The 20,435-nt window shown below is 63.1% G+C and carries 23 protein-coding genes; 4 read left to right on the forward strand and 19 right to left on the reverse strand.

Annotated features, from left to right (window positions below; all coding sequences use genetic code 11):
* The first annotated feature begins 8 nt into the window (after positions 1-8).
* Both BJP08_RS09830 and fdhD read left to right on the forward strand, forming a co-directional pair.
* On the forward strand, positions 9-296 hold the full coding sequence (locus tag BJP08_RS09830) for a DUF6457 domain-containing protein (protein ID WP_071569587.1): 288 nt from the start codon (positions 9-11) through the stop codon (positions 294-296).
* A complete protein-coding gene (fdhD, locus tag BJP08_RS09835; RefSeq protein WP_071569399.1) occupies positions 283-1,110 on the forward strand; it encodes a formate dehydrogenase accessory sulfurtransferase FdhD in 828 nt (275 codons plus the stop codon). The genes BJP08_RS09830 and fdhD overlap by 14 nt, the downstream gene beginning before the upstream one ends.
* Here the strand turns inward: fdhD and BJP08_RS09840 are convergent.
* From BJP08_RS09840 to rplN, 4 genes are all read right to left on the reverse strand, one after another.
* Positions 1,107-1,889, reverse strand: a complete 783-nt coding sequence (locus BJP08_RS09840; protein ID WP_071569400.1) for a formate/nitrite transporter family protein — start codon at positions 1,887-1,889, stop codon at positions 1,107-1,109. The two genes, fdhD and BJP08_RS09840, sit on opposite strands and share 4 nt — an antisense overlap.
* A gap of 174 nt (positions 1,890-2,063) precedes the next feature.
* Positions 2,064-2,642, reverse strand: coding sequence for a 50S ribosomal protein L5 (gene rplE / locus BJP08_RS09845; protein WP_070363081.1), 579 nt, complete (start codon positions 2,640-2,642; stop codon positions 2,064-2,066).
* Between the two features lie 2 nt (positions 2,643-2,644).
* Entirely contained in the window at positions 2,645-2,959 is a 315-nt protein-coding gene (rplX, locus tag BJP08_RS09850) for a 50S ribosomal protein L24 (protein ID WP_070363082.1), read from the reverse strand.
* Between the two features lie 2 nt (positions 2,960-2,961).
* The gene (rplN, locus tag BJP08_RS09855; RefSeq protein ID WP_071567389.1) at positions 2,962-3,330 is read right to left on the reverse strand and encodes a 50S ribosomal protein L14; all 369 of its coding nucleotides are present in this window, start codon (positions 3,328-3,330) and stop codon (positions 2,962-2,964) included.
* Positions 3,331-3,586: 256 nt separating this feature from the next.
* On the opposite strand from rplN, the gene BJP08_RS09865 reads away from it, so the two are divergent.
* Positions 3,587-4,393 carry a formate/nitrite transporter family protein gene (locus BJP08_RS09865; RefSeq protein ID WP_071569402.1) on the forward strand — a complete coding sequence of 269 codons (807 nt, stop codon included), beginning with the start codon at positions 3,587-3,589 and terminating at the stop codon, positions 4,391-4,393.
* A 61-nt stretch (positions 4,394-4,454) separates the two neighbouring features.
* Here BJP08_RS09865 and BJP08_RS09870 read toward each other — a convergent pair whose 3' ends face one another.
* Both BJP08_RS09870 and BJP08_RS09875 read right to left on the reverse strand, forming a co-directional pair.
* Positions 4,455-6,437 carry a sucrose-specific PTS transporter subunit IIBC gene (locus tag BJP08_RS09870; protein WP_071569403.1) on the reverse strand — a complete coding sequence of 661 codons (1,983 nt, stop codon included), beginning with the start codon at positions 6,435-6,437 and terminating at the stop codon, positions 4,455-4,457.
* Positions 6,438-6,506: 69 nt separating this feature from the next.
* On the reverse strand, positions 6,507-7,796 hold the full coding sequence (locus BJP08_RS09875) for a glycoside hydrolase family 32 protein (RefSeq protein ID WP_071569404.1): 1,290 nt from the start codon (positions 7,794-7,796) through the stop codon (positions 6,507-6,509).
* Between the two features lie 23 nt (positions 7,797-7,819).
* On the opposite strand from BJP08_RS09875, the gene BJP08_RS09880 reads away from it, so the two are divergent.
* The gene (locus BJP08_RS09880; RefSeq protein ID WP_083428511.1) at positions 7,820-8,686 is read left to right on the forward strand and encodes a carbohydrate kinase; all 867 of its coding nucleotides are present in this window, start codon (positions 7,820-7,822) and stop codon (positions 8,684-8,686) included.
* Here the strand turns inward: BJP08_RS09880 and BJP08_RS09885 are convergent.
* The 13 genes from BJP08_RS09885 to rplV form a co-directional block, all read right to left on the reverse strand.
* Entirely contained in the window at positions 8,683-9,726 is a 1,044-nt protein-coding gene (locus BJP08_RS09885) for an LLM class flavin-dependent oxidoreductase (protein ID WP_071569405.1), read from the reverse strand. The genes BJP08_RS09880 and BJP08_RS09885 overlap by 4 nt on opposite strands.
* 17 nt (positions 9,727-9,743) lie before the next feature.
* Positions 9,744-11,612 (reverse strand): glutamine--fructose-6-phosphate transaminase (isomerizing), encoded by a 1,869-nt coding sequence (gene glmS / locus BJP08_RS09890; RefSeq protein WP_071569406.1) that lies wholly within the window; start codon positions 11,610-11,612, stop codon positions 9,744-9,746.
* A 53-nt stretch (positions 11,613-11,665) separates the two neighbouring features.
* Positions 11,666-13,168 carry a SulP family inorganic anion transporter gene (locus BJP08_RS09895; protein WP_071569407.1) on the reverse strand — a complete coding sequence of 501 codons (1,503 nt, stop codon included), beginning with the start codon at positions 13,166-13,168 and terminating at the stop codon, positions 11,666-11,668.
* 23 nt (positions 13,169-13,191) lie between these two features.
* On the reverse strand, positions 13,192-14,454 hold the full coding sequence (locus BJP08_RS09900; RefSeq protein ID WP_071569408.1) for an ABC transporter permease: 1,263 nt from the start codon (positions 14,452-14,454) through the stop codon (positions 13,192-13,194).
* The gene (locus tag BJP08_RS09905) at positions 14,451-16,052 is read right to left on the reverse strand and encodes an efflux RND transporter periplasmic adaptor subunit (RefSeq protein ID WP_143110096.1); all 1,602 of its coding nucleotides are present in this window, start codon (positions 16,050-16,052) and stop codon (positions 14,451-14,453) included. Before BJP08_RS09905 ends, BJP08_RS09900 begins: the two co-directional genes overlap by 4 nt.
* Before the next feature lie 27 nt (positions 16,053-16,079).
* On the reverse strand, positions 16,080-16,304 hold the full coding sequence (locus BJP08_RS09910) for a hypothetical protein (protein WP_070363094.1): 225 nt from the start codon (positions 16,302-16,304) through the stop codon (positions 16,080-16,082).
* Positions 16,297-17,889 (reverse strand): sulfurtransferase TusA family protein, encoded by a 1,593-nt coding sequence (locus tag BJP08_RS09915; RefSeq protein WP_071569410.1) that lies wholly within the window; start codon positions 17,887-17,889, stop codon positions 16,297-16,299. The genes BJP08_RS09910 and BJP08_RS09915 overlap by 8 nt, the downstream gene beginning before the upstream one ends.
* A gap of 7 nt (positions 17,890-17,896) precedes the next feature.
* A complete protein-coding gene (locus BJP08_RS09920) occupies positions 17,897-18,265 on the reverse strand; it encodes a DsrE family protein (protein WP_218160230.1) in 369 nt (122 codons plus the stop codon).
* A gap of 129 nt (positions 18,266-18,394) precedes the next feature.
* The gene (rpsQ, locus tag BJP08_RS09925) at positions 18,395-18,679 is read right to left on the reverse strand and encodes a 30S ribosomal protein S17 (protein ID WP_070363097.1); all 285 of its coding nucleotides are present in this window, start codon (positions 18,677-18,679) and stop codon (positions 18,395-18,397) included.
* Positions 18,680-18,681: 2 nt separating this feature from the next.
* A complete protein-coding gene (rpmC, locus tag BJP08_RS09930; RefSeq protein ID WP_071569411.1) occupies positions 18,682-18,912 on the reverse strand; it encodes a 50S ribosomal protein L29 in 231 nt (76 codons plus the stop codon).
* Complete coding sequence (gene rplP, locus BJP08_RS09935; protein WP_070363099.1) at positions 18,912-19,328, reverse strand: 50S ribosomal protein L16; 417 nt, start codon at positions 19,326-19,328, stop codon at positions 18,912-18,914. The genes rpmC and rplP overlap by 1 nt, the downstream gene beginning before the upstream one ends.
* Positions 19,329-19,331: 3 nt before the next feature.
* A complete protein-coding gene (rpsC, locus tag BJP08_RS09940) occupies positions 19,332-20,075 on the reverse strand; it encodes a 30S ribosomal protein S3 (protein ID WP_070363100.1) in 744 nt (247 codons plus the stop codon).
* A complete protein-coding gene (gene rplV / locus BJP08_RS09945) occupies positions 20,075-20,434 on the reverse strand; it encodes a 50S ribosomal protein L22 (protein WP_070363101.1) in 360 nt (119 codons plus the stop codon). Before rplV ends, rpsC begins: the two co-directional genes overlap by 1 nt.
* Position 20,435 lies beyond the last annotated feature (1 nt).

Below are 20,435 nucleotides of genomic sequence, written 5' to 3' on the forward strand. Positions count from 1 at the left end.
TGGCACACATGGCTAACAACGAAGGTTTGCAATCAACGCACGAGTGGCTCGACGAGGTCTCCCGCGAGCTCAACGTCTCCCCGGAGCTCACGCGGACGCTGGTCGGCGACATTTTGAAAATGACTGCTGACGTGGCCCACAACGGCCCCTCGCGCCCGGCGGCCCCGACGACTGCGTTCGTAGTCGGCGTCGCTACCGGCGCGGCGCTCAAGGGCGATGAAGCCGTGGACGCAGCAACGACCCGCGAAGCGCTAGCCAAGGTGGCGAAACTCCTGGAAACCTATGAGCAGAATTAATCGACGCTTCGCCGTCACGAAAGTCACCCGCACCGACAACGGGTTCGCGCGCGACACCCGCGCCGACACCGTCACCGTGGAAGAACCACTGGCCATCCGCGCAACCGGCGACACATTGACCACCACGATGCGCACCCCCGGCCACGACATCGAGCTGGCGCACGGCTGGATGTTCGCGGAGGGCCTCATCAGCAGCGCAGAAGACGTTCGTTCCGCGCGCTACTGCGCGGGTGCAGTCGGGCCGCACAACGAAAACACGTACAACACGCTCGACATCGACCTCGGGCCCGCCGCCTCCTCAGCCGCCCCACAGTTCATCCGTCTCACGACGACCACCAGCGCATGCGGCGTGTGCGGCACCCAGTCGATCGACGACATTATGGATAAGGTGCCCGAGCCGATCACTCCGGTGCCCCTCGACCCGGACCTCGTGATGCGACTTCCCGACGCCCTGGCCGCTGGCCAAAAGCAGTTCCGAAAAACCGGCGGCATCCACGCGGCAGGCGCGTTCACCTTCGACGGTGAACCTGTAGTCATCCGCGAGGACATCGGCCGCCACAACGCGACCGACAAGGTGATTGGCCACCTCCTACTCGAGGGGTTGCTACCAGCCAGCGACCTCATCCTGGTTGTCAGCTCCCGCGCGTCATTCGAACTAGTACAGAAAGCAGCAATGGCCGGCTTCCCGGCAATGGTGGCGGTCTCGGCGGCGTCCTCCCTTGCCGTCGAGCTGGCCCGCGAAACAAAAATGGCGCTCGCCGGCTTTGTGCGCGGCGAGCGCTTCAATCTGTACTCCGGGGAGCTTGCAGACTAGTCCTTGTACACCGTCTTCGTCTTGTTGAGCCAAGCGTAGACACCGCCGATGCACAGGCCACCACCGATGAAGTTGCCGATCCACACAGCAACCCAGTTGCTGAGGATCGCCGTGGCGGTGAAACCTTCAGGCAGCGTGCTGGACAGGAACGCCAGGGAGAACAGCGAGAAGTTCGCGATGACGTGCTCGAGGCCCAGGCCAACGAAGATAGCGATCAGCGGCAGGATCACGACGAACTTGGAGATGAACTCCTTCGCCAGCAGTGCGCCAACAATCGCCATGTTGACGATGAAGTTCGCGAAGATCGCCTCAAGCAGCGCGCCGAAGAACGGCTTCGACAGCTTGCCCTCAACCAGAGTGACAATCAGGTGGCTGTTATCCATCGAACCAAACTTGGCCGACTGGCTCATCACAGCCGCGAAGATGATCGCGCCAACCAGGTTCGCCACCGTGACCACGACAACGAGCCAAATACCCTTGCCCCAGCTGAACACCTTGTCCGTCGCCGCCCAGGACGCAAACATCATGTCGCCCGTTGCAAGCTCCGCGTTCAGGATAACGATCGCGAACAGGCCAAGCCCGAACAGCAAGGCGAACACAACCGAGCCGAGCCCCGGCGCATATTCATTGACCGCATTTCCCGCCACCGCGGCGAACGCCGTGCCAGCGGTCAGGTAAATGCCGGCGAGAATCGCGCGGACGAAAAACCGGGGCATCTCATTATCGAGAAGCTGTTCTTTCTTTTTGGCCCCTGCGTGGACCATTTCCTGCAAAGCCATTGTGGCCTCCTCAAATTCACCTGAGAGATTGTTGCAAGGAGCCAGTCTATCGAATGTTTCTCAAAAGCAGTACATGCGTACTATTCGGGTGTGGGCTGCAGGTCCCCCCAAAAGACGTACACCCCCGCAACCCGGTTGGGTCGCAGGGGTGCTCGTCGAAAAAGCAGTGACGCGTTATGCGCGCTGCATCTTGCCGTCCTTGTCAGCGAACGGGAAGCCGAGGTGGCGCAGGAGTGCGCGGCCCTCGTCGTCGTTCGTTGCGGTGGTGACGACAGTGATGTCCATACCGCGGACGCGATCGATCTTGTCGATGTCGATTTCGTAGAACATCGTCTGCTCGGTCAGGCCGAAGGTGTAGTTGCCTGCACCGTCGAACTGCTTGTCGCTGAGGCCACGGAAGTCACGAATACGTGGCAGAGCGACCGTCAGCAGGCGGTCCAGGAACTCCCACATGCGGTCGCCACGGAGGGTGACCTTCGCGCCGATTGGCATGCCTTCACGGAGCTTGAAGTTAGCGATGGACTTCTTCGCGCGGCGAAGCTGTGGCTTCTGGCCGGTGATCGCAGCGAGGTCCTCGAGTGCGCCGTTGATGACCTTGGAGTCACGTGCAGCGTCGCCGACACCCATGTTGACAACAATCTTGGTCAGACCTGGGATCTGCATGACGTTGTCGTACTTGAACTCATCGTTGAGCTTGGTACGGATGTCCTCTTTGTACTGGGTCTTCAGACGAGGGGTGTAGTTCTCAGCCATGCTTAGATGTCCTTCCCGTTCGACTTTGCAACGCGGACCTTCTTGCCGTTCTCATCGAAACGGTAGCCCACGCGCGTCGGCTTGCCGTCGGAATCCAGGACCATCACGTTGGAGACGTGAATCGGAGCTTCCTGGGTGACAATGCCGCCGGACTCTGCGCCGCGCTCGTTGTAAGAGTTCGCGACGTGCTTCTTCATACGGTTCACGCCTTCAACGAGAACGCGCTGACGCTTCGGGTATGCCTCGATAACCTTGCCCTGCGCGCCCTTATCCTTGCCAGAGATGACCTGGACCATATCGCCCTTTTTGATTTTCATCCCTAGATCACCTCCGGTGCGAGAGAAACGATCTTCATGAACTTCTTGTCGCGCAGCTCGCGAGCAACTGGGCCGAAGATACGGGTGCCGCGTGGCTCGGTGTCGTTCTTGATCAGCACTGCAGCGTTCTCGTCGAACGAGATGTAGGAGCCGTCCGGACGACGGGTCTCCTTCTTCGCGCGGACGATGACAGCCTTAACGACTTCACCTTCCTTGACGTTGCCGCCTGGGGCAGCTTCCTTCACAGTGGCGACGATCGTATCGCCGATGCCGGCGAAGCGCCGAACGGATCCGCCGAGGACACGGATGCACAGGATTTCACGTGCACCGGTGTTGTCGGCGACCTTCAGGCGCGATTCCTTCTGAATCACTATTGGTCTCCTGACCTGGGTCGATGTGCGTTAGATTTCCGTCCTATACGCACGTGGTCAATGTCTTCGATGTCTTTTCGCTTGTCGACGGCACCTTCGGCACCGCAGGCGTACATGCCCAGCTCGGAAACGCGCAGAGCAAACACGCGGCAAAAGACAACTGGAACATTAAAGCACGGAACCTTCGCCCCTGCAAACCGCCACTTTTGTTTATGTTGATTCGTGCCCGGTTCTGACCTTTGGTATGGTCATACCTATGAACTTCGATGGCACACTTGCGGATTCAATCGGCTTCAAGTCGTACCTCTACACCTACGAACTCCCCAAGTTCGCGGTACGCTCCATGCTCGCCGGCATGTTTTTGACGATCATGACGGCGTTCGCCACCGTCGCCTCCACCCAAGTAGAGAGCAGCGCCCCCGGCTACGGCCGCTTCGTGTTCGCAGCTATCTTCTGCCTCTCGCTGTACGTCATCGTTGTCCTGGGGGCGGAGCTCGCCACCGGCAACATGATGTTCATGACCTACGGCAGCGCCTCGGGACGCCTCCCATGGCTCAAGGGGTTCATGATGGTCTCGACCTGCACCATCTTCAACCTGCTCGGGGTCCTCATCACCGCGGTGTTCCTGGTCCACGCTACGGCGTTCCAGCCGATCGGGATGGACAGCTTCCTCGCCGCAACCGTTGAGACCAAGCTCACGAAGCCGGACAGCTTGTTGTTCATGGAAGGCATCTTCGCCAACATCGTGGTCAATATCGGTGTGCTGCTCGCCATCCAAGCTGGAAAAGACTTCACCGCGAAGTTTCTCGCCATCATGCTGATCGTTCCCGCATTCGCCGCAATGGGTTACGAGCACTCCATCGCCAGCTTCGTCGTCTTCTCCCTGGCGGGCTACGGCCTCGGCGCCGAGCACTTCGCCGGGTTCACGCTGACGAACGGCCTGATGAACTGGTTCATCGTGTGGGTCGGCAACTATATCGGCGGCGGCCTCATCATGGGCGGCGTCTACGCGTGGCTCAACAAGGGCGGCACCCCGGCAACGCCGCTGGCGGCGCGCCGGTAGCCTCGCAAGCAAAAACGCCCCTTTTCCGGGTTGGGAAGGGGGCGTTTGTTATTGCCAGTTTTTATTTAGCCTCTTCGGCTACCTTTTTCGGCTCGACGAAGAAGAGGTCGTCGCCAAACTTCGTGTCTGCAGGAAGGCTTCTCGGCGCCCCAATCTCCCCTACCCGCTTCGTATTCGACACCACAACGGGTGTTGTTACCTCGTATCCCGCGTCGCGGATGGCGTCAATGTCGAACGTTGCCAATAGCTGGCCTGCCTCCACGACGTCGCCCTTCTTCACGTGCGCGGTAAAGTGCTCGCCCTTCAGGTTCACGGTGTCGAAGCCGATGTGCATGAGGATTTCGACGTTCTTGCCGTCGGTCCCCTTAGTGCGGATCGCGTAGGCGTGGCCGGACGGGAATGTGACCGCGACGGTGCCGGCGACGGGCGCGCGCAGCTCCCCAACGGTCGGGACGATAGCGACGCCGTTCCCCAGCTTGCCCTGAGCAAACATCGGGTCGCTGACGCTGGAAAGCGGAACAGCGTTGCCCTCCAGTGGCGCCACGACGTGGAGCGCCTCGTCGGAGGCCTCAAGCAGCGCCTGCTCGGTGGCTGCGTCCGCAGCCGGGTTCTCGGTGGCATCCGGGTCGATGGTGCCTTGTTTGCTCACCAGGTAGCGCCCGTACCCGTAGGCCGCCACGAAGGCAATCACGAACGTAATGACACCGAGGATCAGGAAGGTCACCATGTCGTTCGCGCGGATGGAGACCACGCCAATGAAGCCCGCTGCACCAAGCGCAACTGCCTTGACGTCGAAAAGCGCGATCAGCATGGCGCCAATACCGGCCGCACCGAGGCCGATAAAGAACGGCCAACGGAGGCGCAGGTTCACGCCAAAGATTGCGGGCTCCGTGATACCAAATACGGCCGAAATACCCGAAGAACCGGCGAGGCCTTTCAGCTTCGCGTTGCGCGCCAGGAAGTACACAGCCAGGGCGACAGCACCCTGTGCAATGTTCGCCATGGAGGCCGTCGGGAAGATGAAGGAGCCGCCCTGGTTAAACAGCTCAAGCTCGATTGGCGGGAAGGACTGGTGCAGGCCAGTAATCACGATCGGCGAGTAGACAAGACCGAAGAGTAGGCCACCGATAGGGCCGCCGAAGTCGTACATGCTGGATAGGCCGACAATCAGCAGGTCGCCGAGCCAGCGAACAAACGGACCAACGGCGATGAATGTGATGAAGCCCGTAATCAGCAAGGTTGCCAGCGGAGTAATCAGGAAGTCCGCCGTGCCCTTCAGCCGCTTGTGGAACCACTTTTCGATCGTTGCCAGGATCCAGGCGACCGCCAGCACCGGCAACACCGCGCCCTGGTAGCCCGCCTGCGCGACCGGCAAGCCGAACAAGTCCCAGAACGGCATCGTTCCGTCTGCCACGGAGTTTGCTACGTCGTAGCCGTTGACCAGCGCCGGGTGCACCATCGCCATACCCATGCCGGCACCAAGGTACTCGTTGCCGCCGAAGCGTTTCGTGGCGGAGAACCCAACGAGCACCGGCAGGAACGCGAACGGCGCGGAAGCCAACACGTTGATGATTTCGGTGAGACCCTGGATTTGCGGGAACATGCCCACCAGAGAGTTGTCGCCGAACAGCCCCTCTGCCGTCAGGACGTTGTTGAGCGCCATCAGCAGACCGCCGCCGACCAGGATCGGGATCAGCGGCACGAAAATGTCAGAGAAAACCTTGATGAAGCGGGTAAACCAGTTGCCCTGGTTCGCCGCAACTTCCTTGAGGTCGTCCGTAGAGACCGCGATGTTCTTGCTGGTCATTCCGTCGAGCTGGTCGAAGACGATGTCCACATCGCCGGGGCCGACGATGATCTGGAACATGCCGCCAGTAGCAAATGTCCCTTTCAGGTCAGGGTCATTCTCCAGCGCGTCCTGGGCAACCTTGTCGATGTCCTTGAGCACGAAACGCAGTCGCGTCGCGCAGTGGGCGACGCCAACGATGTTGTCCTCGCCCCCTACCCCGGCGAGGACCCGCCGGGCTACTTCTTTGTGGTCCATGTGGGAATCCTTTCTCTTCCCACACATTCAAACATAAAACTAGCCCTTATCCTGCCCGTTTGCGCCTGTTTACCCCCGGTTGTGGCGGACTTCACGCCACGCAACGCCACCCGGGCTGAACACCGCCGAGGAGAACGCCACTTCCCCGTCGCCAGCGACAACCTCGAGCGCCGCTCCGTCAGCGCACACCACGAGCTCACCCTGAGCACACTCGGCGCTGCGCTCATCCCCACCTATCGTCACCAGCACCGTCCCGCGCCCAGACGCACCCGGCCGCCACGCCATGTGCGCACCAACGCCGCCGACTTCGTCGACCAGGTCGGCCACCCACGGCTCCGACCCCAGAAGCTCCCGATGCACGACCATCCCCGCGGGGTCGGTTGGCAGGAGGAGTTCGGTGCGGAGCTGGCCGTCGACAAGCTGGAGCTTGCGTGGCAGGGTCAGCTGGTGCACCCAGCCCTCGGCGGCGATGGTCGGCGTGTCGTCGCGTGCCGGCAGGCCCATCCAGCCGAGCAACAGCGCACCCCCCTCGCCATCGGCGACCAGCTGTGGCGCGTAAAACTGGTGCCCAAAATCCAACGGCCGGAACTGCGACTCCACACGGAAGCGGAGGCCGTCAAGCGTGCCCACGACGTAGCCGCACTCGTCCGAGCCTGGGTACTGCGGGCACAGCACTAATACCTCGCGCCACTGCCCCGTCGCCTGATCACGCATCCGCAGCAGGTTCGGGCACTCCCACATGTACGCAGACTCGACGCGCGGATCCAGCCGCTCGAACTGCAAAGCGCCCACAAACTCCCAGGTCAGCAGGTCTGGGGACTCGTACAGCACCACCGCGCCGCGTTCCTCCTCGCGCTGCGCGCCGAGCACCATGCGCCAGGTGCCGTCCTCGTTGCGGGTGACGTGCGGGTCTCGGTAGTGGGCGGTGAAGCCTTCGGCAGGGCCATCGATCAGCGGATTCTCCGGCGCCCGGTGGTACACCCCACCCATCGGCCCTTCGAGGTCCTCAACGCGCACCATATTCTGCGTAGCCAGGCGACGCCCATCCTCCTTCACGTTGCCGGTGTAAAACAGCATGACCTCGCCGTCGTGCACCACGGAGGAGCCGGAATAGCACCCGTGCTTGTCATACGGGAAGTCGGGGTACAGCGCGTCCGGGAGGTGGCGCCACTGGCCTAGGCCCTCCTCACCCCCAATAGTGGTGACGGCATGGCCCCAGCCGGTGCGCTTCGACGCGTGCGGAAAGCATGGGTCATGCTGGTAAAACATGTGCAGCTCATTGCCAATCAGCGTGACCCCGTTTGGGTCGTTGAGGCGCCCTTGCGGCGGGGACAAATGAAACTTTGGTCGGTATGTCATGCGGCTTAGTCTACGGTGGGTTCATGATCACTGTGTATGGCGAAGCCCTCGTTGACCTTGTCCCCCAGGACCCTTCCCCGCTCGCGCCGCTGGTGCCCGCGCTCGGTGGCGGCCCGTTCAATGTAGCCCGTGCGCTGGGCAGACTCGGCGCAGACGTCTCCTTCCAGTCGCGGCTGTCTCGCGACAACTTCGGGGAGGCACTCACCCAATCGCTTGTCGACGCCCACGTGGACCTCACCCACTGCGGACGCGGGGATGAGCCGACCACTCTGGCGGTCACGGCGTTGAAGGCGGACGGCTCGGCAACCTATACGTTCTATGTCGACGGCACGGCCGACCGCTTCGCGGAACCCGTCCCCGTGCGGGACGGCTACGCGGTGTTCGGGACCCTGTCGCTGGCGTTGGAACCGGCGTCGCTGCGCTACGCGGAGGCCGCGTCGCAGTCGGCGGAGCACGGCGCGATCGTCTGCCTGGACCCGAATATCCGCCCGGCGTTCGCCTCCGAGAAGCACCGCCTGTTCTTGCGTGGGCTGCTCGATTCGGTGACAGTACTCAAGCTCTCCGACGAGGAGGTCGAGTTCCTCGGCGACACCTCCGACGTGCCCGTCGTGGTGACCACGCTCGGCGCAGACGGCCTGCGGGTCCGTGCGCCGTTCGGCACGGTGGAGGTCCCGTCGCCGCAGGTCACGGTCGCGGACACGATCGGCGCCGGCGATACAGTTATGGCGGCGTTGGTCCACCAGTTCGACGCCCGCGGCCTGGACCGCGACGCCCTGCTTGCCCTCGGCGAGGAGGAGTGGCGCGAGATCCTCACGTTCGCCACCCGCGCGGCCGCGATCACGGTGTCTCGCACCGGCGCCGACACACCGTTCGCCCACGAGCTGGACTAAGAAGCGGCGTTCGCCGGCTCCCACCCAAGCGCCGGTGCGACGTGCTCTGCGAACCCGCGCAGGATCTGCATGCACACGTCCACCCCGGCCTGGTTCGGCACCGTGAGCATCAGCGTGTCAGCCGCCTGAATGGCCGGGTCGTTGCCGAGCTCCTCAATGAGCTGGTCGGCCTCTGTGGCGTACGTCTTGCCAAACGTTGTGTACACACCACGCTCGATCTGGCCGATCTGCTCCTCCGTATCCAGCAAGCCGAACAGCCGCTCGGTGTCCTCGTCCACGATCGGAAAAATGGACCGCGACACCGAAACGCGCGGTTCCCAGTCGTGGCCCGCGGCCGCCCACGCCTCGCGGTAGTGCTGGATCTGTTCCGCCTGCAGCTCGCCGAGGCTGCGGCCGTCGGCTTCCGAAATCAGCGTGGAACTCATCAGGTTCACACCGTCTCGAGCAGCCTGCTCCGCGCTGGCGAACGTGCCCGCACCCCACCACACCCGGCGCGCCGCACCCTCGGAGTGCGGCAGCACCGATAGCGGGCTGGCTGGCGGGTACATCTGCGGGTACTGCTCCTCGAGGGACGCTGCGAGCGCCATCGGGTCCCCGCGCAGCGCGGAGATGAAGCGTTGGAAGTGGGCGCGCGCCAGGTCGGAGCCGTTCGCCGCCTCCGACTCGTAGCCGAAGGCGCGCCACCCCCTATCGGCTGGTTCCGGTGACCCGCGGGAGACACCGAAGGCGAGGCGGCCGTCACTAAGCAGATCGAGGGCCGCGACGTCCTCTGCGAGCTGCAGCGGGTTAGCGTAGCGCATATCGACGACGCCGGTACCCACCTCAATGTGCTTCGTCGCCGACGCCATCGCCCCAAGCAGCGCAATCGGCGACGCGAATTGCGGCGCAAAGTGATGCACGCGCACGTAGGCGCCGTTGACGCCGATCCCGTCCGCCTGGCGTGCGAGCTCCACGGTGTCCTGTAGCGCCTCGCGCGCGGTCATCCCTTGGCGCCCGGGTGGTGCGTGGTGGCCGAATGAAAGGAACCCAAACTTCTTCATGCGGCCACTCTAGCGCGCTACTCCACCGTGACCGACTTGGCCAGGTTGCGTGGCTGGTCCACGTTCAGGCCACGCGCCTGCGCGACGGTGCAGGCGAAGATCTGCAGCGGGACCGTCGACAAAAGGGGCTGCATGAGGCCTGCCGACTGCGGGATGCGGATCACGTGGTTGGCGAAGCGGTTCACGTCCTCGTCACCTTCCTCCGCGATCACGATGGTGACGGCGCCACGCGCGCGAACCTCCTGAATGTTGGAGACAACCTTGGCGTGCAGGTTGTGGCGCGAACGCTTCGACGGCACGATGACGAACACCGGCTGCCCCTCCTCAACCAGGGCGATCGGGCCGTGCTTCAGCTCGCCTGCGGCGAAGCCCTCCGAGTGCAGGTAGGCGACCTCCTTGAGCTTCAGCGCGCCCTCGAGCGCCACCGGGAAGCCGACGTGCCGGCCGAGGAAAAGTACCGACTTCGCGTCGGCGAGCTCGCGGCCAAGCTCCTGGATTTCCGCCTCGTTGTCCAGGATGTGCTGGATCTTCTCCGGCATCTCCTCGAGCTCGCCAATGATCGTCTGGATCTCGTCAGCGAACTTGTTGCCGCGCACCTGCGCCAAGTACAGCGCCAGCAGGTACGACGCCACGATCTGCGAGATGAACGCCTTCGTCGACGCCACAGCGATCTCTGGGCCGGCGTAGGTGTACAGGGAGGCGTCGGCCTCACGCGGGATAGAGGAGCCGACCGTGTTGCAGATCGCGATGACCTTCGCGCCCTGTTCGCGCGCGTGACGCACCGCCATGAGGGTGTCCATGGTCTCGCCGGACTGCGAAATGGCCACAACCAGGGTGTTCGGAGTGACGATGGGGTCGCGGTAGCGGAACTCGTGCGCCAGCTCGACTTCCGTCGGGATGCGGCACCAGTGCTCGATGGCGTACTTCGCCACGTGCCCCGCGTATGCTGCGGTGCCGCACGCCACGATGATGATCTTGTCGACGCTGCGCAACACCGACTCGTCGATCCGCAGCTCGTCGAGCGTGAGCTTACCTTCCGCGTCGAAGCGGCCGTAGAGGGTGTCGCGCACGGCAGCTGGCTGGTCGTGGATTTCCTTCGCCATGAAGGAATCGAACCCGCCCTTCTCCGCGGCGGTGACGTCCCACTCGACGCGGAACTCTTTGCCTTCGGCGCTGTTGCCCTCGAAGTCGATGATGTCGTAGCTGTCGGCAGTCAGGGTGACGATTTGCCCGTTGTCCATCTCCACCGCGTCGCGGGTGAACTCGATGAAGCCGGAAACGTCAGAGCTGAGGAAGTTCTCGCCCTCGCCCAGACCGATGACCAGCGGGGAGTTCCAGCGCGCCGCAACGATACGGTCCGGGAATTCCTGCTCGATGGCCAGCAGCGTGAACGCGCCCTCGAGTCGCAGGGCGGTCAGGCGCATTGCCTCGGTGAGGTCCTTGTTGGCCTCGGTGTTGAAGATGTCCAGCAGCAGCGTGGCTGCCACCTCTGTGTCGGTTTCGGAGCGGAACGTGTAGCCCTTCGCGCTCAGCTCGGCACGAAGTGCCGCGAAGTTCTCGATGATGCCATTGTGCACCACGGCCAGCGCGCCATCGCCGACGACGTGGGGGTGGGCGTTGGCGTCAGTAGGCCCGCCGTGCGTTGCCCACCGGGTGTGCCCGATGCCCAGGTTGGAGGGCGCAAGCGGCGCCTCGGCGATGGCCTGCTCAAGGTCCGCGACCTTGCCGGCCTTCTTCCTGCACGCGATGGTGTCGCCCTGCATGACTGCTACCCCGGCCGAGTCATAACCGCGGTATTCGAGCCTTCGAAGCCCATCAATAATGACGGTGAGGGCGTCGTGCTCGCGTGCACGCTCGCCACCTATATATCCAACGATTCCACACATGGGGCGAATTTTACACGCGGTGTAGTTGCTGGAAAAAGTGACGCCGTGGAGCCCTACCCGAGGTTGCCAGTGAGCTTTCCGTGGAACGCCGTGGTGCTCGGGTTCATGCCGACAAAGCGCACGTGCTTGCTGCGCTCTGCGTACTTTTGCTCAATGCTGTCCAGTGCCGCGACCGTCGAGGCATCCCAAACGTGGGCCTGGTGCAGGTCCACGACGACCTCGTCCGGGTCCTCCGAGTACATAAACAAGGTGGTCAGGTCATTGGAGGAGGCGAACAGCAGCTGGCCGGACACCACGTAGTGGGCGACGCCGTCGACAACTTCGCGGGTCACCTCGACCAGGTGGGCGACATTGCGCACGAAGATCACCGACGCCACCAGCACGCCAACCACGACACCGATGGCTAGGTTGTTCGTCGCCAGCACCACCGCCACCGTGATGAGCATAATCACGGTTTCGGACACCGGGAGTTTGCGCAGCGTGCTCGGCGTCACCGAGTGCCAGTCGAACGTGCTCACGGATACCATCACCATCACGGCAACCAGCGCCGCCATCGGGATCATGGCGACGTACTCGCCGAACGCGAGCATCAGGATGAGCAGGAACGTGCCCGCCAGGAATGTGGAGATGCGGGTGCGCGCACCGGAGACTTTCACGTTAATCATGGACTGCCCGATCATGGCGCAGCCGCCCATCCCGCCGAACAGGCCAGTGACAATGTTGGCGACGCCCTGCCCCCAGCTCTCGCGGGTCTTGTTGGAGTGCGTGTCCGTGACTTCGTCGATCAGCTTCGCGGTCATCAGCGACTCCATCAAGCCGACGAGCGCCACGCCGAGCGAGTACGGCGCGATGATCCGCAGCGTTTCCCAGGTCAGCGGCACGTGCGGGATGAAGAATTCGGGCAGGCTGCTCGGCAGCTCGCCGCGGTCACCGACGGTGGGCACCGGCGCCTTGGTAGCGACCGCGATGAGCGTGACCACCAGAATCGCAATGAGCGGCGCCGGGACCGCCTGCGTAAACTTCGGCATCACCACCATGATCACGATGGCCAGCGCCAGCAGCGGGTACACCGCCCAGTGGTGACCGAAAATTTCGGGCAGCTGCGCCACAAAAATAAGGATCGCTAGCGCGTTCACGAAGCCGATCATCACGCTGCGCGGCAAGAAGCGCATCAGCGTTGCGACGCCAGCTACCGCCAACACAATCTGAAACACCCCGGCGAGCATGATGGCTGCCACCATGTAGTCGTAGCCGTAGTCCCGCACCAGCGGTGCAATGACCAGCGCCACCGCGCCAGTGGCGGCCGCAATCATGGCGGGTCGCCCACCCGTAATCGCGATCACCATCGCCATGATGAAGGAGGAGTACAGCCCGACCTTCGGGTCGACCCCAGCGATGATGGAGAAGCTGATCGCCTCCGGGATCAGCGCCAGCGCCACAACTAGCCCGGCGAGGACCTCTTTCGTCAGGATGCGCGGTGTTTTCAGGGCCGTCGCCACAGAGGGCTCGGGCTTGTACCGGCGCGTGTTTTCCGTGGTCAGCACGGTGGCTGCCATATGTGTCACTCCAAACGTTGTTGTTATTCGTAGCGCAGGGCTTCGATGGGGTTCATTCTCGAGGCGCGGTTGGCCGGGTAGTAGCCGAAGAACAGGCCAATCAGCAGCGCGAATACCAGTGAGAGTAGCACTGCCGTGATCGGGGGCAACACGAAGGCGTTGAGCAGGAGCGCGCCGAGCATGCCGAAGCCCGCGCCCACGACCACGCCGAACACGCCGCCGATCAGGCAGACGATCATCGCCTCGGTGACGAACTGCATGCGGATCATCCGCCGCGTCGCCCCGAGCGCCATACGCACGCCGATCTCGCGGGTGCGTTCCGTCACGGTAATGAGCATGATGTTCATCACGCCGATGCCACCTACCAGCAGCGAGATCCCGCCGATTGCGGAGACCACCACGCTCATGGTCGTGAGCATCTGATTGAGTTGCTCGATGTCGCGCTTCATGTCCGCGACTTTCCCCTTGTAGTCGGGGTCATCCTCGTAGGTACGGTCCGCCCACGCCTGGACGTCCTGCGCAACCTGGTCGGGGTCGGCGCCGTCCGCGACGCGTACACTGACCATGTCCACGCCTGTCACGGGGGTACGCATCATGTCCGGCTGCACCGTGTACGGCACTGCCATCATCGACTGTGACAAATCTCCGACCAGCACGCCTTGCTTCTTAAAGTGCCCGTACGCGCCAACCACCTGCACCGAGGCGTACTGTCCGCCGATGTCCAGCTCGACCTCCTGACCGATCGCCGACTCCGGGTCATTATTGAACAGCTGCTCCACAACCTCCGGCGAGATCACCGCCACGGCGCGGTTCGCCTCAATGTCGTCGTGGGCGAGAAAGCGCCCGGCGGTCAGCGGCAGGTCCTGCATTTCCAGCTGGTCAGCGTTGACAAAACTCACCGTCGTGGTGCCGTGCGCCAGCCCGCGCGTGGTCTGGGCTTGGGTACTGTCCAGCTCGAACGCAATTCCTTTCGCCTGCGTACCGAGTTCTGCGCGCAGGTCCTCGATCATGTCGGGGGTGAGTTTGGAGGCGTCGTCAATCTCTTGGAACATGTAGCGGGCGGCCTCGCTGTCGTCCTCCTGGCGGGGCTTTACCTCGAGGTGGACGTCGTGAATGCCGAACTGCTCCAGGCTGTCCAGCGTCTGCTTCTGCATCGCCTTGCCCAGCGTCATGATCGCAATCACCGACGCGATGCCGATGACCACGCCGAGCAGCGTCAGCGCGGAGCGCATCTTGTTCGCCCGCAGGCTCACCGTGGCGAGCCTGACGGATTCGCGCGGGTTCACTCCTGCTCCTCAACCAAGGTCACGGTGGCGCCGACGCGCTCACGGTACTCGGCAGGCTTGTTCAGCACCCTCGTCCCCTTTTCGACGCCCTCTACGACCACATCCGAATCCGACACCAGACCAACCTTGACCGGCGTTTTCACAACCTCGAACTTGTCCCCGTCATCCTTCGGGCGCAGCGTGTACACCGAGTAGCTGCCGTTCTCGTCCACGACCGCCTCGCGTGGCACGGCGAGCGCACCCTTCGCGGACTCCGTCGTGATCTGCGCCTTCGCCGTGCCGCCGATCTTCAGCCCCTCGGTATCCCCCAGGACTTCAATCTCTACGGGGAACTCCGGGCGCGCAGTCTGCCCCGACGCGCCCTCCGCCGCAGCTTGCGTTTCCGCGACCGAAGAAACATCCAGTACACGGCCCTTAAACTTCTTCGCGCCGGTACCGGGCGTCGTAAACGTGACCGCGTCGCCCGGCTTCATCTTCGCCGAGTCCAACTCCTTCACGTTCGCGCGCAGCACCAGCCGGTTCGGGTCCGCCACAGAGAGCAGATAGCCCGCCGGAGCCTGCCCCTGCTTCACCGCGACCTCGGCGACCACGCCAGCGATCGGGGCACGCACCTGACCCGACGCCACGTCGACCTCGAGCTGCGCGATCGACTGGCCAGCCGCCGCCTGCGCCGCCTGCACCCCGCGCTGCGCCTGCTGCACAGCCGCCGCCTGGGAATCGAGCTGCTGCTGGGCGGCGAGTTTCGCCACCTCAAGTCCGACAGCTGCCTCCGCCTTCGCATCAAACGCCTGGGCAACCGCGCGTTGCTTCGCCGCAAGATCCGCGTCCGTGTCGTTGAGTGCGGCGTCGTACGCCTTTTGTGCCGCGGACAGGTTGTGCTTTGCGCCGCGGTAGCGTTCGTCGGCTTCCAGCTTGCTTAGCAGCGGCTGCACAGCGTCGTCTTTTGCCATCCCCGATTGGTAAATGCCATGGTTGCCGCGCACCGACTCCAGCGCCGCCGTCAACGCATCACGGCGCGCCGAGTCCACGCCCTGCGCCTGCGTGAGCAATGTGCTGTCTAGGCCCGCCGCCACGGCCTTCTTGCGTTGCTCAAACACCGCGGTGGCCTCCTGCAGCTGGCCGTCAGCCTGTCGAAGCGCCGCCTCCGCCTGCGTCACCTGCGGGTTTAGGCCACGCTGCATCGCGTCGTTGGACTGCTGGTATGCCTGCTGCGCCTGCTCGAGCTGGTTCTGTGCAGCGACGTCTGCCGAGATCTGCTGTGCGCGCTGCGTATCAATCTCACGCTGGACCCCCGACGTATCCAGAACGGCGACGACCTGGCCGGCCTCGACGCGCTGCCCCACCTTGACGTTGAGGGCCGTGACGGGACCGGTCAGGTGCGTCGTCAACGCCGTGACCGAGGCCGCCTCCACCGTCGCGGTAACCGGCACCTTGGCCGCAACATCGCGCGGCGCGAGTTCCGTCGTGTCGGCCGCCATCACGGGCTGGCCACCCCCGAACCCGCAGGCAGCGGTAGAGACAAGAAGGCAAACCCCGAGCCCCACGGTTGCGAGGGCTCGGGAAACGACATGATTCGTTCGACGCAGTCCTTTATTCACAGCAATAAGGATAGCCGATGTTTCGTATCAATCAGAAGTTTTACGGATATAAAACTCCGGGTGATCCGCGCGCAGCAACGTGTTGCCTGTCAGGCCACACCACGCACGGATATCGATATCGATAGCTTCATTCGTGGACCGCAAATGCAGCACTTCCCCGTCCTTGATTTGGTCACGGAATAAGAGGAAGAGGCGCACCAGGACATCACCGCACGCGATGTCCTGGGCATCCCAGTAGTGATCCTCATGCATTGCGACGCGCCATCACGTTGTCGCGGGCCTGCACGATGAGCGCAAGCTGCTGCTCCGCCAAGTTCGCGGCCACGATTGGGTTATCGGCGAACGTCGCGAAGCCGCAGTCGTTGGAGAAGACCACCCGGTCAGCCCCGAAAGTGTCCAGGGCACGCTCGATGCGTTCCTCCACTGCCTCAACCGGCTCCAACTCTTGGAGCTTCTGGTTCAGCACGCCAACGCAAATACGTTGGTCGTCGCGGATTCCCTCCAAAGCGCGGATGTCGCCTGCGCGTGGCGTCGCAAGCTCCATTGAGAGCATACCGACGTTCAGCGAAGCGAACAGCTCCACGAACGGGGCGTAGTCGCCCGTCAGCGCCGCTGACTCGTCCGTCGTCCAGTTGCCGCGGCACACGTGCAGCGCCAACCGGTCCTTCGGCAGCCCCTTCGTCAGCTCATCCAGCAGCGACTTCGCGAACTCCAGCTCCTCGTCCACCGTGCCCTCCAGGCCGTCGAGCGCACCGCACATGAACGTGCGGCCGCCTCCTCCGGCCTGACCGTACACGACTTCCGTCAGCACCGGCTCGTCGATCTGCACCAGCGCCGTGCCCTTCGCCAGCAGCTCGTGAAGCTCCTCGCGCAACACCCGGACAATGTCCTTCGACATCTCCTCGCGGTTCTCGTACGCGCGGTCGGAGACGCACTCCATCCACATCGTGCGAGTCAACAGATACGGCCCTGGCAGGCACACCTTCACCGGACGGTCGGTGAGCTGTTGCACGAACTCAACCTCGTGCGCAACCAGCGGCTTATCGCGACCAAGCGGACCGAAAACCGCCGGGTGTCGCACCTCCCCCGCCGGCACATCCAACGCGCGAAGCTCCCGCTCGAACTCCTCAGGGTCATCCACGTACGGCAACAAGTCCGTGATCGGAATGAGCTGGCAGTTCTGCAAACGCCCCGCAACGAAGCTCGAGTAGTTGTCGCGCCGCATCTCACCATCAGTGACGACGTCCATTCCGGCCCGCTCCTGCGCCGAAACCACGAGGCGCACTGCGTCATCAGCCGTCGCCTGGAACGTGTCCTCGTCCATCCGCTCCTCGAGGTGGCGGTGCAGCGCGTCCAGCAACCACGGCGAGCGTGGCCAGGAACCCATCGTCAGCACCGACCCCGCCGGGATCTCCGGTGCGGGCGCCGGTTCCGGCAAGTCCGTAGCGATCGTCGGCTCCACAACCTCCTGCGTCACCGGCATCTGCGGACGCTTACGCGGACCCTTCTTTCTCTTCGGCCGCACAGCCTCTGTCGCCGCCGGGATGTCCGCGACCTCCACGGGCTTCGTAAAGGAACCCTTCGATACAAGGAAGCGCCACCGCTTATGCTCCGGCTCCTCCACCACGTTGACCAGATCGTTTCCCGTCAAGTTACACCAGGAAGGCAGGTCGACCTTCACTGTGGAGTCGTAGGAAACAATCTCCAACAGCTGCCCCGCCTCAAGCGGATCAATGTTCTTTCGAATCAACAACAGCAACCCGTTGCCGCAGTCCAAATCGCCACCATCGAAGCTGGCGTCCGGGGCGTACGGGTGTACATTCTCTTGCTCAGCCATCGCTGCCCTAGTAGGAGACGCTCGGGGTACCGTCCGCCAGGAACTCAACGAGCTTCGCGCCGCCGACGATGGTGGCGCCGTCGATAAGGTCTTCTTCCCCGAAGCCGCGCTTCTTCGCACAAGGCGCGCACACGTACAGCTTGCCCTCGGCAGCAACGAAGTTCTCGATGAGCTCCTTGATCGGCGCGAAGCCCTCCTCATGAATGTCGTCTGCGTAGCCCTTCACAGCCAGGCGAGCGCCCTCAGAGGAGAGGAACACCATCGTGTCCTGCGCGGAACCTACCGCAGCGTTCGCGACCACGAAGCCGAGCGTCGCCAGATCCTCATTGTCCTTCGCGTGTGCAACGGTGACGCAAAACTTACCAGTACCCATCATGGCCTCCTTCAAATTGAGTGTTTCGAACACCAGAAAGTGTACCGAAACACAAAAAACACCACCCCCAAGTTGTGAAACTCGGGGGTGGTGCTGAGTTGTCCTTGAGTCGGACGCGTCTACCGGATGGGTTTAGCGTGCCTTCTCAATGATCTCCACGAGACGGAAGTGCTTGTCCTTGGACAGCGGACGCGTCTCCTGGATGCGGACGAGGTCGCCGACACCGGCGGTGTTCTCCTCGTCGTGTGCCTTCACACGCTTGGTGGTACGGACGATCTTGCCGTACAGGGCGTGGGACTTGCGGTCCTCGACCTCGACAACGATGGTCTTGTCCATCTTGTCGGATACGACGTAGCCGCGGCGGTTCTTCTGAACACGCTTCTCGTTGGTCTGTTCGTTCACGTTTGCCTCACTCATGATTAAGCCTCAGCTCCCGGAACAACGGACAGGCCGAGCTCGCGCTCGCGCAGCACGGTGTACATACGTGCAATGTCGCGCTTCACGGTGGAGATGCGGCGGTTGTTGGTCAGCTGGCCGGTGGCAAGCTGGAAGCGCAGGTTAAACAGCTCTTCCTTTGCCTCGGACAGTCGAGCGCGCAGCTCTTCGTCGTTGAGCTCGCGGAACTCGGATGCGGGGGTACCGTTTGCCATTAGAACTGGTCCTCCTTCTTGATGATGCGAACCTTGCAAGGCAGCTTCGCGCCTGCGCGGCGCAGTGCCTCGATAGCGGTTGCGTCGTTCGGGTAGGACATCTCGAAGAGAATACGTCCTGGCTTTACGTTAGCGACCCACTTCTCGACAGGGCCCTTACCGGAACCCATACGAACACCGAGCGGCTTCTGCGTCAACGGGCGGTCCGGGAAGATGTTGATCCAAACCTTGCCACCACGCTTGACGTGGCGGTTGATCGCAATACGAGCCGCCTCAATCTGACGGTTGGTGATGTACGCCGGCTCGAGAGCCTGCAGAGCGTAGTCACCGAAGTTGATCGTGTTGCCACCCTTGGACACGCCAGAACGAGTCGGGCGGTGCTGGCGGCGGTACTTCACACGCTTAGGAATAAGCATTGATTAGCCCTCCTGCTTCTGCTCTGCACGCTGGCGGCGCTGGCCACCGCGGCGTGGGCGACGGTCGCCACGGCCACGACGCTCGTTCGACGGAGCGTTCAGCTCGGACTCGCGCACGCCACCGACGACGTCGCCCTTGTAGATCCAAACCTTGACGCCGATGACGCCGAAGGTCGTGTGTGCTTCTGCGATGCCGTAGTCGATCTCAGCGCGAAGGGTGTGCAGTGGCACACGGCCCTCGTGGTAGCGCTCGACGCGGGACATTTCAGCGCCGCCCAGGCGACCCGAGGTCATGACCTTGATGCCCTTGACCTGTGGGTTACGCATAGCGGACTGGATTGCCTTACGCATCGCACGGCGGAACGCAACGCGGTTCACAAGCTGCTCAGCGATGGACTGTGCAACGAGGGTTGCGTCGGCGTCGACGTTCTTGACCTCGAGGATGTTCAGCGCAACCATCTTGCCAGTGAGCTTCTCGAGCTCGCGGCGGATGCGGTCAGCCTCAGCGCCACGACGGCCAATCACGATACCCGGGCGGGCGGTGTGAATGTCGACGCGGACGCGGTCACGGGTGCGCTCGATAACGACGTCGGAAATACCGGCGCGCTCGAGACCCTTAGACAGGAACTCGCGGATCTTGATGTCTTCTGCGACGTAATCAGCGTAGTTCTTGTCGGCGTACCAGTGGGACTTCCAGTCGGACGTGATACCCAGGCGCAGGCCGTGTGGGTGAATCTTCTGGCCCATTACTTCGCCCCTTCCTTGGACTCGACAACTACGGTGATGTGCGAGGTGCGCTTCCGGATCTGGAATGCGCGCCCCTGAGCGCGTGGCTGGAAGCGACGCATGGTCGGACCTTCGTTAGCCCAGCACTCGGAAACGACCAGCGTACGCGGGTCCAAACCGAAGTTGTTTTCAGCGTTGGCGGCTGCAGATGCAACAACCTTGGCGACGTCCTTCGCAGCACCCTGTGGTGCGTACTTCAGGACTGCGAGAGCCTCGGAGACGGACTTCCCACGGACGAGGGCGAGCACGCGGCGCGCCTTCATCGGGGAAACACGAACGAACTTGGCCGTCGCGGATGCAGTGGTGATGGTGTCAGCCATT

This window comes from Corynebacterium sp. NML140438, from assembly GCF_001875725.1.
Lineage (GTDB): Bacteria > Actinomycetota > Actinomycetes > Mycobacteriales > Mycobacteriaceae > Corynebacterium.

Bases quoted from the DNA above. Each gene is read 5' to 3' on its own strand.
- BJP08_RS09830 (WP_071569587.1), top strand. From the start codon at position 9: ATGGCTAACAACGAAGGTTTGCAATCAACGCACGAGTGGCTCGACGAG.
- fdhD (WP_071569399.1), top strand. From the start codon at position 283: ATGAGCAGAATTAATCGACGCTTCGCCGTCACGAAAGTCACCCGCACC.
- BJP08_RS09840 (WP_071569400.1), bottom strand. From the start codon at position 1,889: ATGGCTTTGCAGGAAATGGTCCACGCAGGGGCCAAAAAGAAAGAACAG.
- rplE (WP_070363081.1), bottom strand. From the start codon at position 2,642: ATGGCTGAGAACTACACCCCTCGTCTGAAGACCCAGTACAAAGAGGAC.
- rplX (WP_070363082.1), bottom strand. From the start codon at position 2,959: ATGAAAATCAAAAAGGGCGATATGGTCCAGGTCATCTCTGGCAAGGAT.
- BJP08_RS09865 (WP_071569402.1), top strand. From the start codon at position 3,587: ATGAACTTCGATGGCACACTTGCGGATTCAATCGGCTTCAAGTCGTAC.
- BJP08_RS09870 (WP_071569403.1), bottom strand. From the start codon at position 6,437: ATGGACCACAAAGAAGTAGCCCGGCGGGTCCTCGCCGGGGTAGGGGGC.
- BJP08_RS09875 (WP_071569404.1), bottom strand. From the start codon at position 7,796: ATGACATACCGACCAAAGTTTCATTTGTCCCCGCCGCAAGGGCGCCTC.
- BJP08_RS09880 (WP_083428511.1), top strand. From the start codon at position 7,820: ATGATCACTGTGTATGGCGAAGCCCTCGTTGACCTTGTCCCCCAGGAC.
- BJP08_RS09885 (WP_071569405.1), bottom strand. From the start codon at position 9,726: ATGAAGAAGTTTGGGTTCCTTTCATTCGGCCACCACGCACCACCCGGG.
- glmS (WP_071569406.1), bottom strand. From the start codon at position 11,612: ATGTGTGGAATCGTTGGATATATAGGTGGCGAGCGTGCACGCGAGCAC.
- BJP08_RS09895 (WP_071569407.1), bottom strand. From the start codon at position 13,168: ATGGCAGCCACCGTGCTGACCACGGAAAACACGCGCCGGTACAAGCCC.
- BJP08_RS09910 (WP_070363094.1), bottom strand. From the start codon at position 16,304: ATGCATGAGGATCACTACTGGGATGCCCAGGACATCGCGTGCGGTGAT.
- BJP08_RS09915 (WP_071569410.1), bottom strand. From the start codon at position 17,889: ATGGCTGAGCAAGAGAATGTACACCCGTACGCCCCGGACGCCAGCTTC.
- BJP08_RS09920 (WP_218160230.1), bottom strand. From the start codon at position 18,265: ATGATGGGTACTGGTAAGTTTTGCGTCACCGTTGCACACGCGAAGGAC.
- rpsQ (WP_070363097.1), bottom strand. From the start codon at position 18,679: ATGAGTGAGGCAAACGTGAACGAACAGACCAACGAGAAGCGTGTTCAG.
- rpmC (WP_071569411.1), bottom strand. From the start codon at position 18,912: ATGGCAAACGGTACCCCCGCATCCGAGTTCCGCGAGCTCAACGACGAA.
- rplP (WP_070363099.1), bottom strand. From the start codon at position 19,328: ATGCTTATTCCTAAGCGTGTGAAGTACCGCCGCCAGCACCGCCCGACT.
- rpsC (WP_070363100.1), bottom strand. From the start codon at position 20,075: ATGGGCCAGAAGATTCACCCACACGGCCTGCGCCTGGGTATCACGTCC.
- rplV (WP_070363101.1), bottom strand. From the start codon at position 20,434: ATGGCTGACACCATCACCACTGCATCCGCGACGGCCAAGTTCGTTCGT.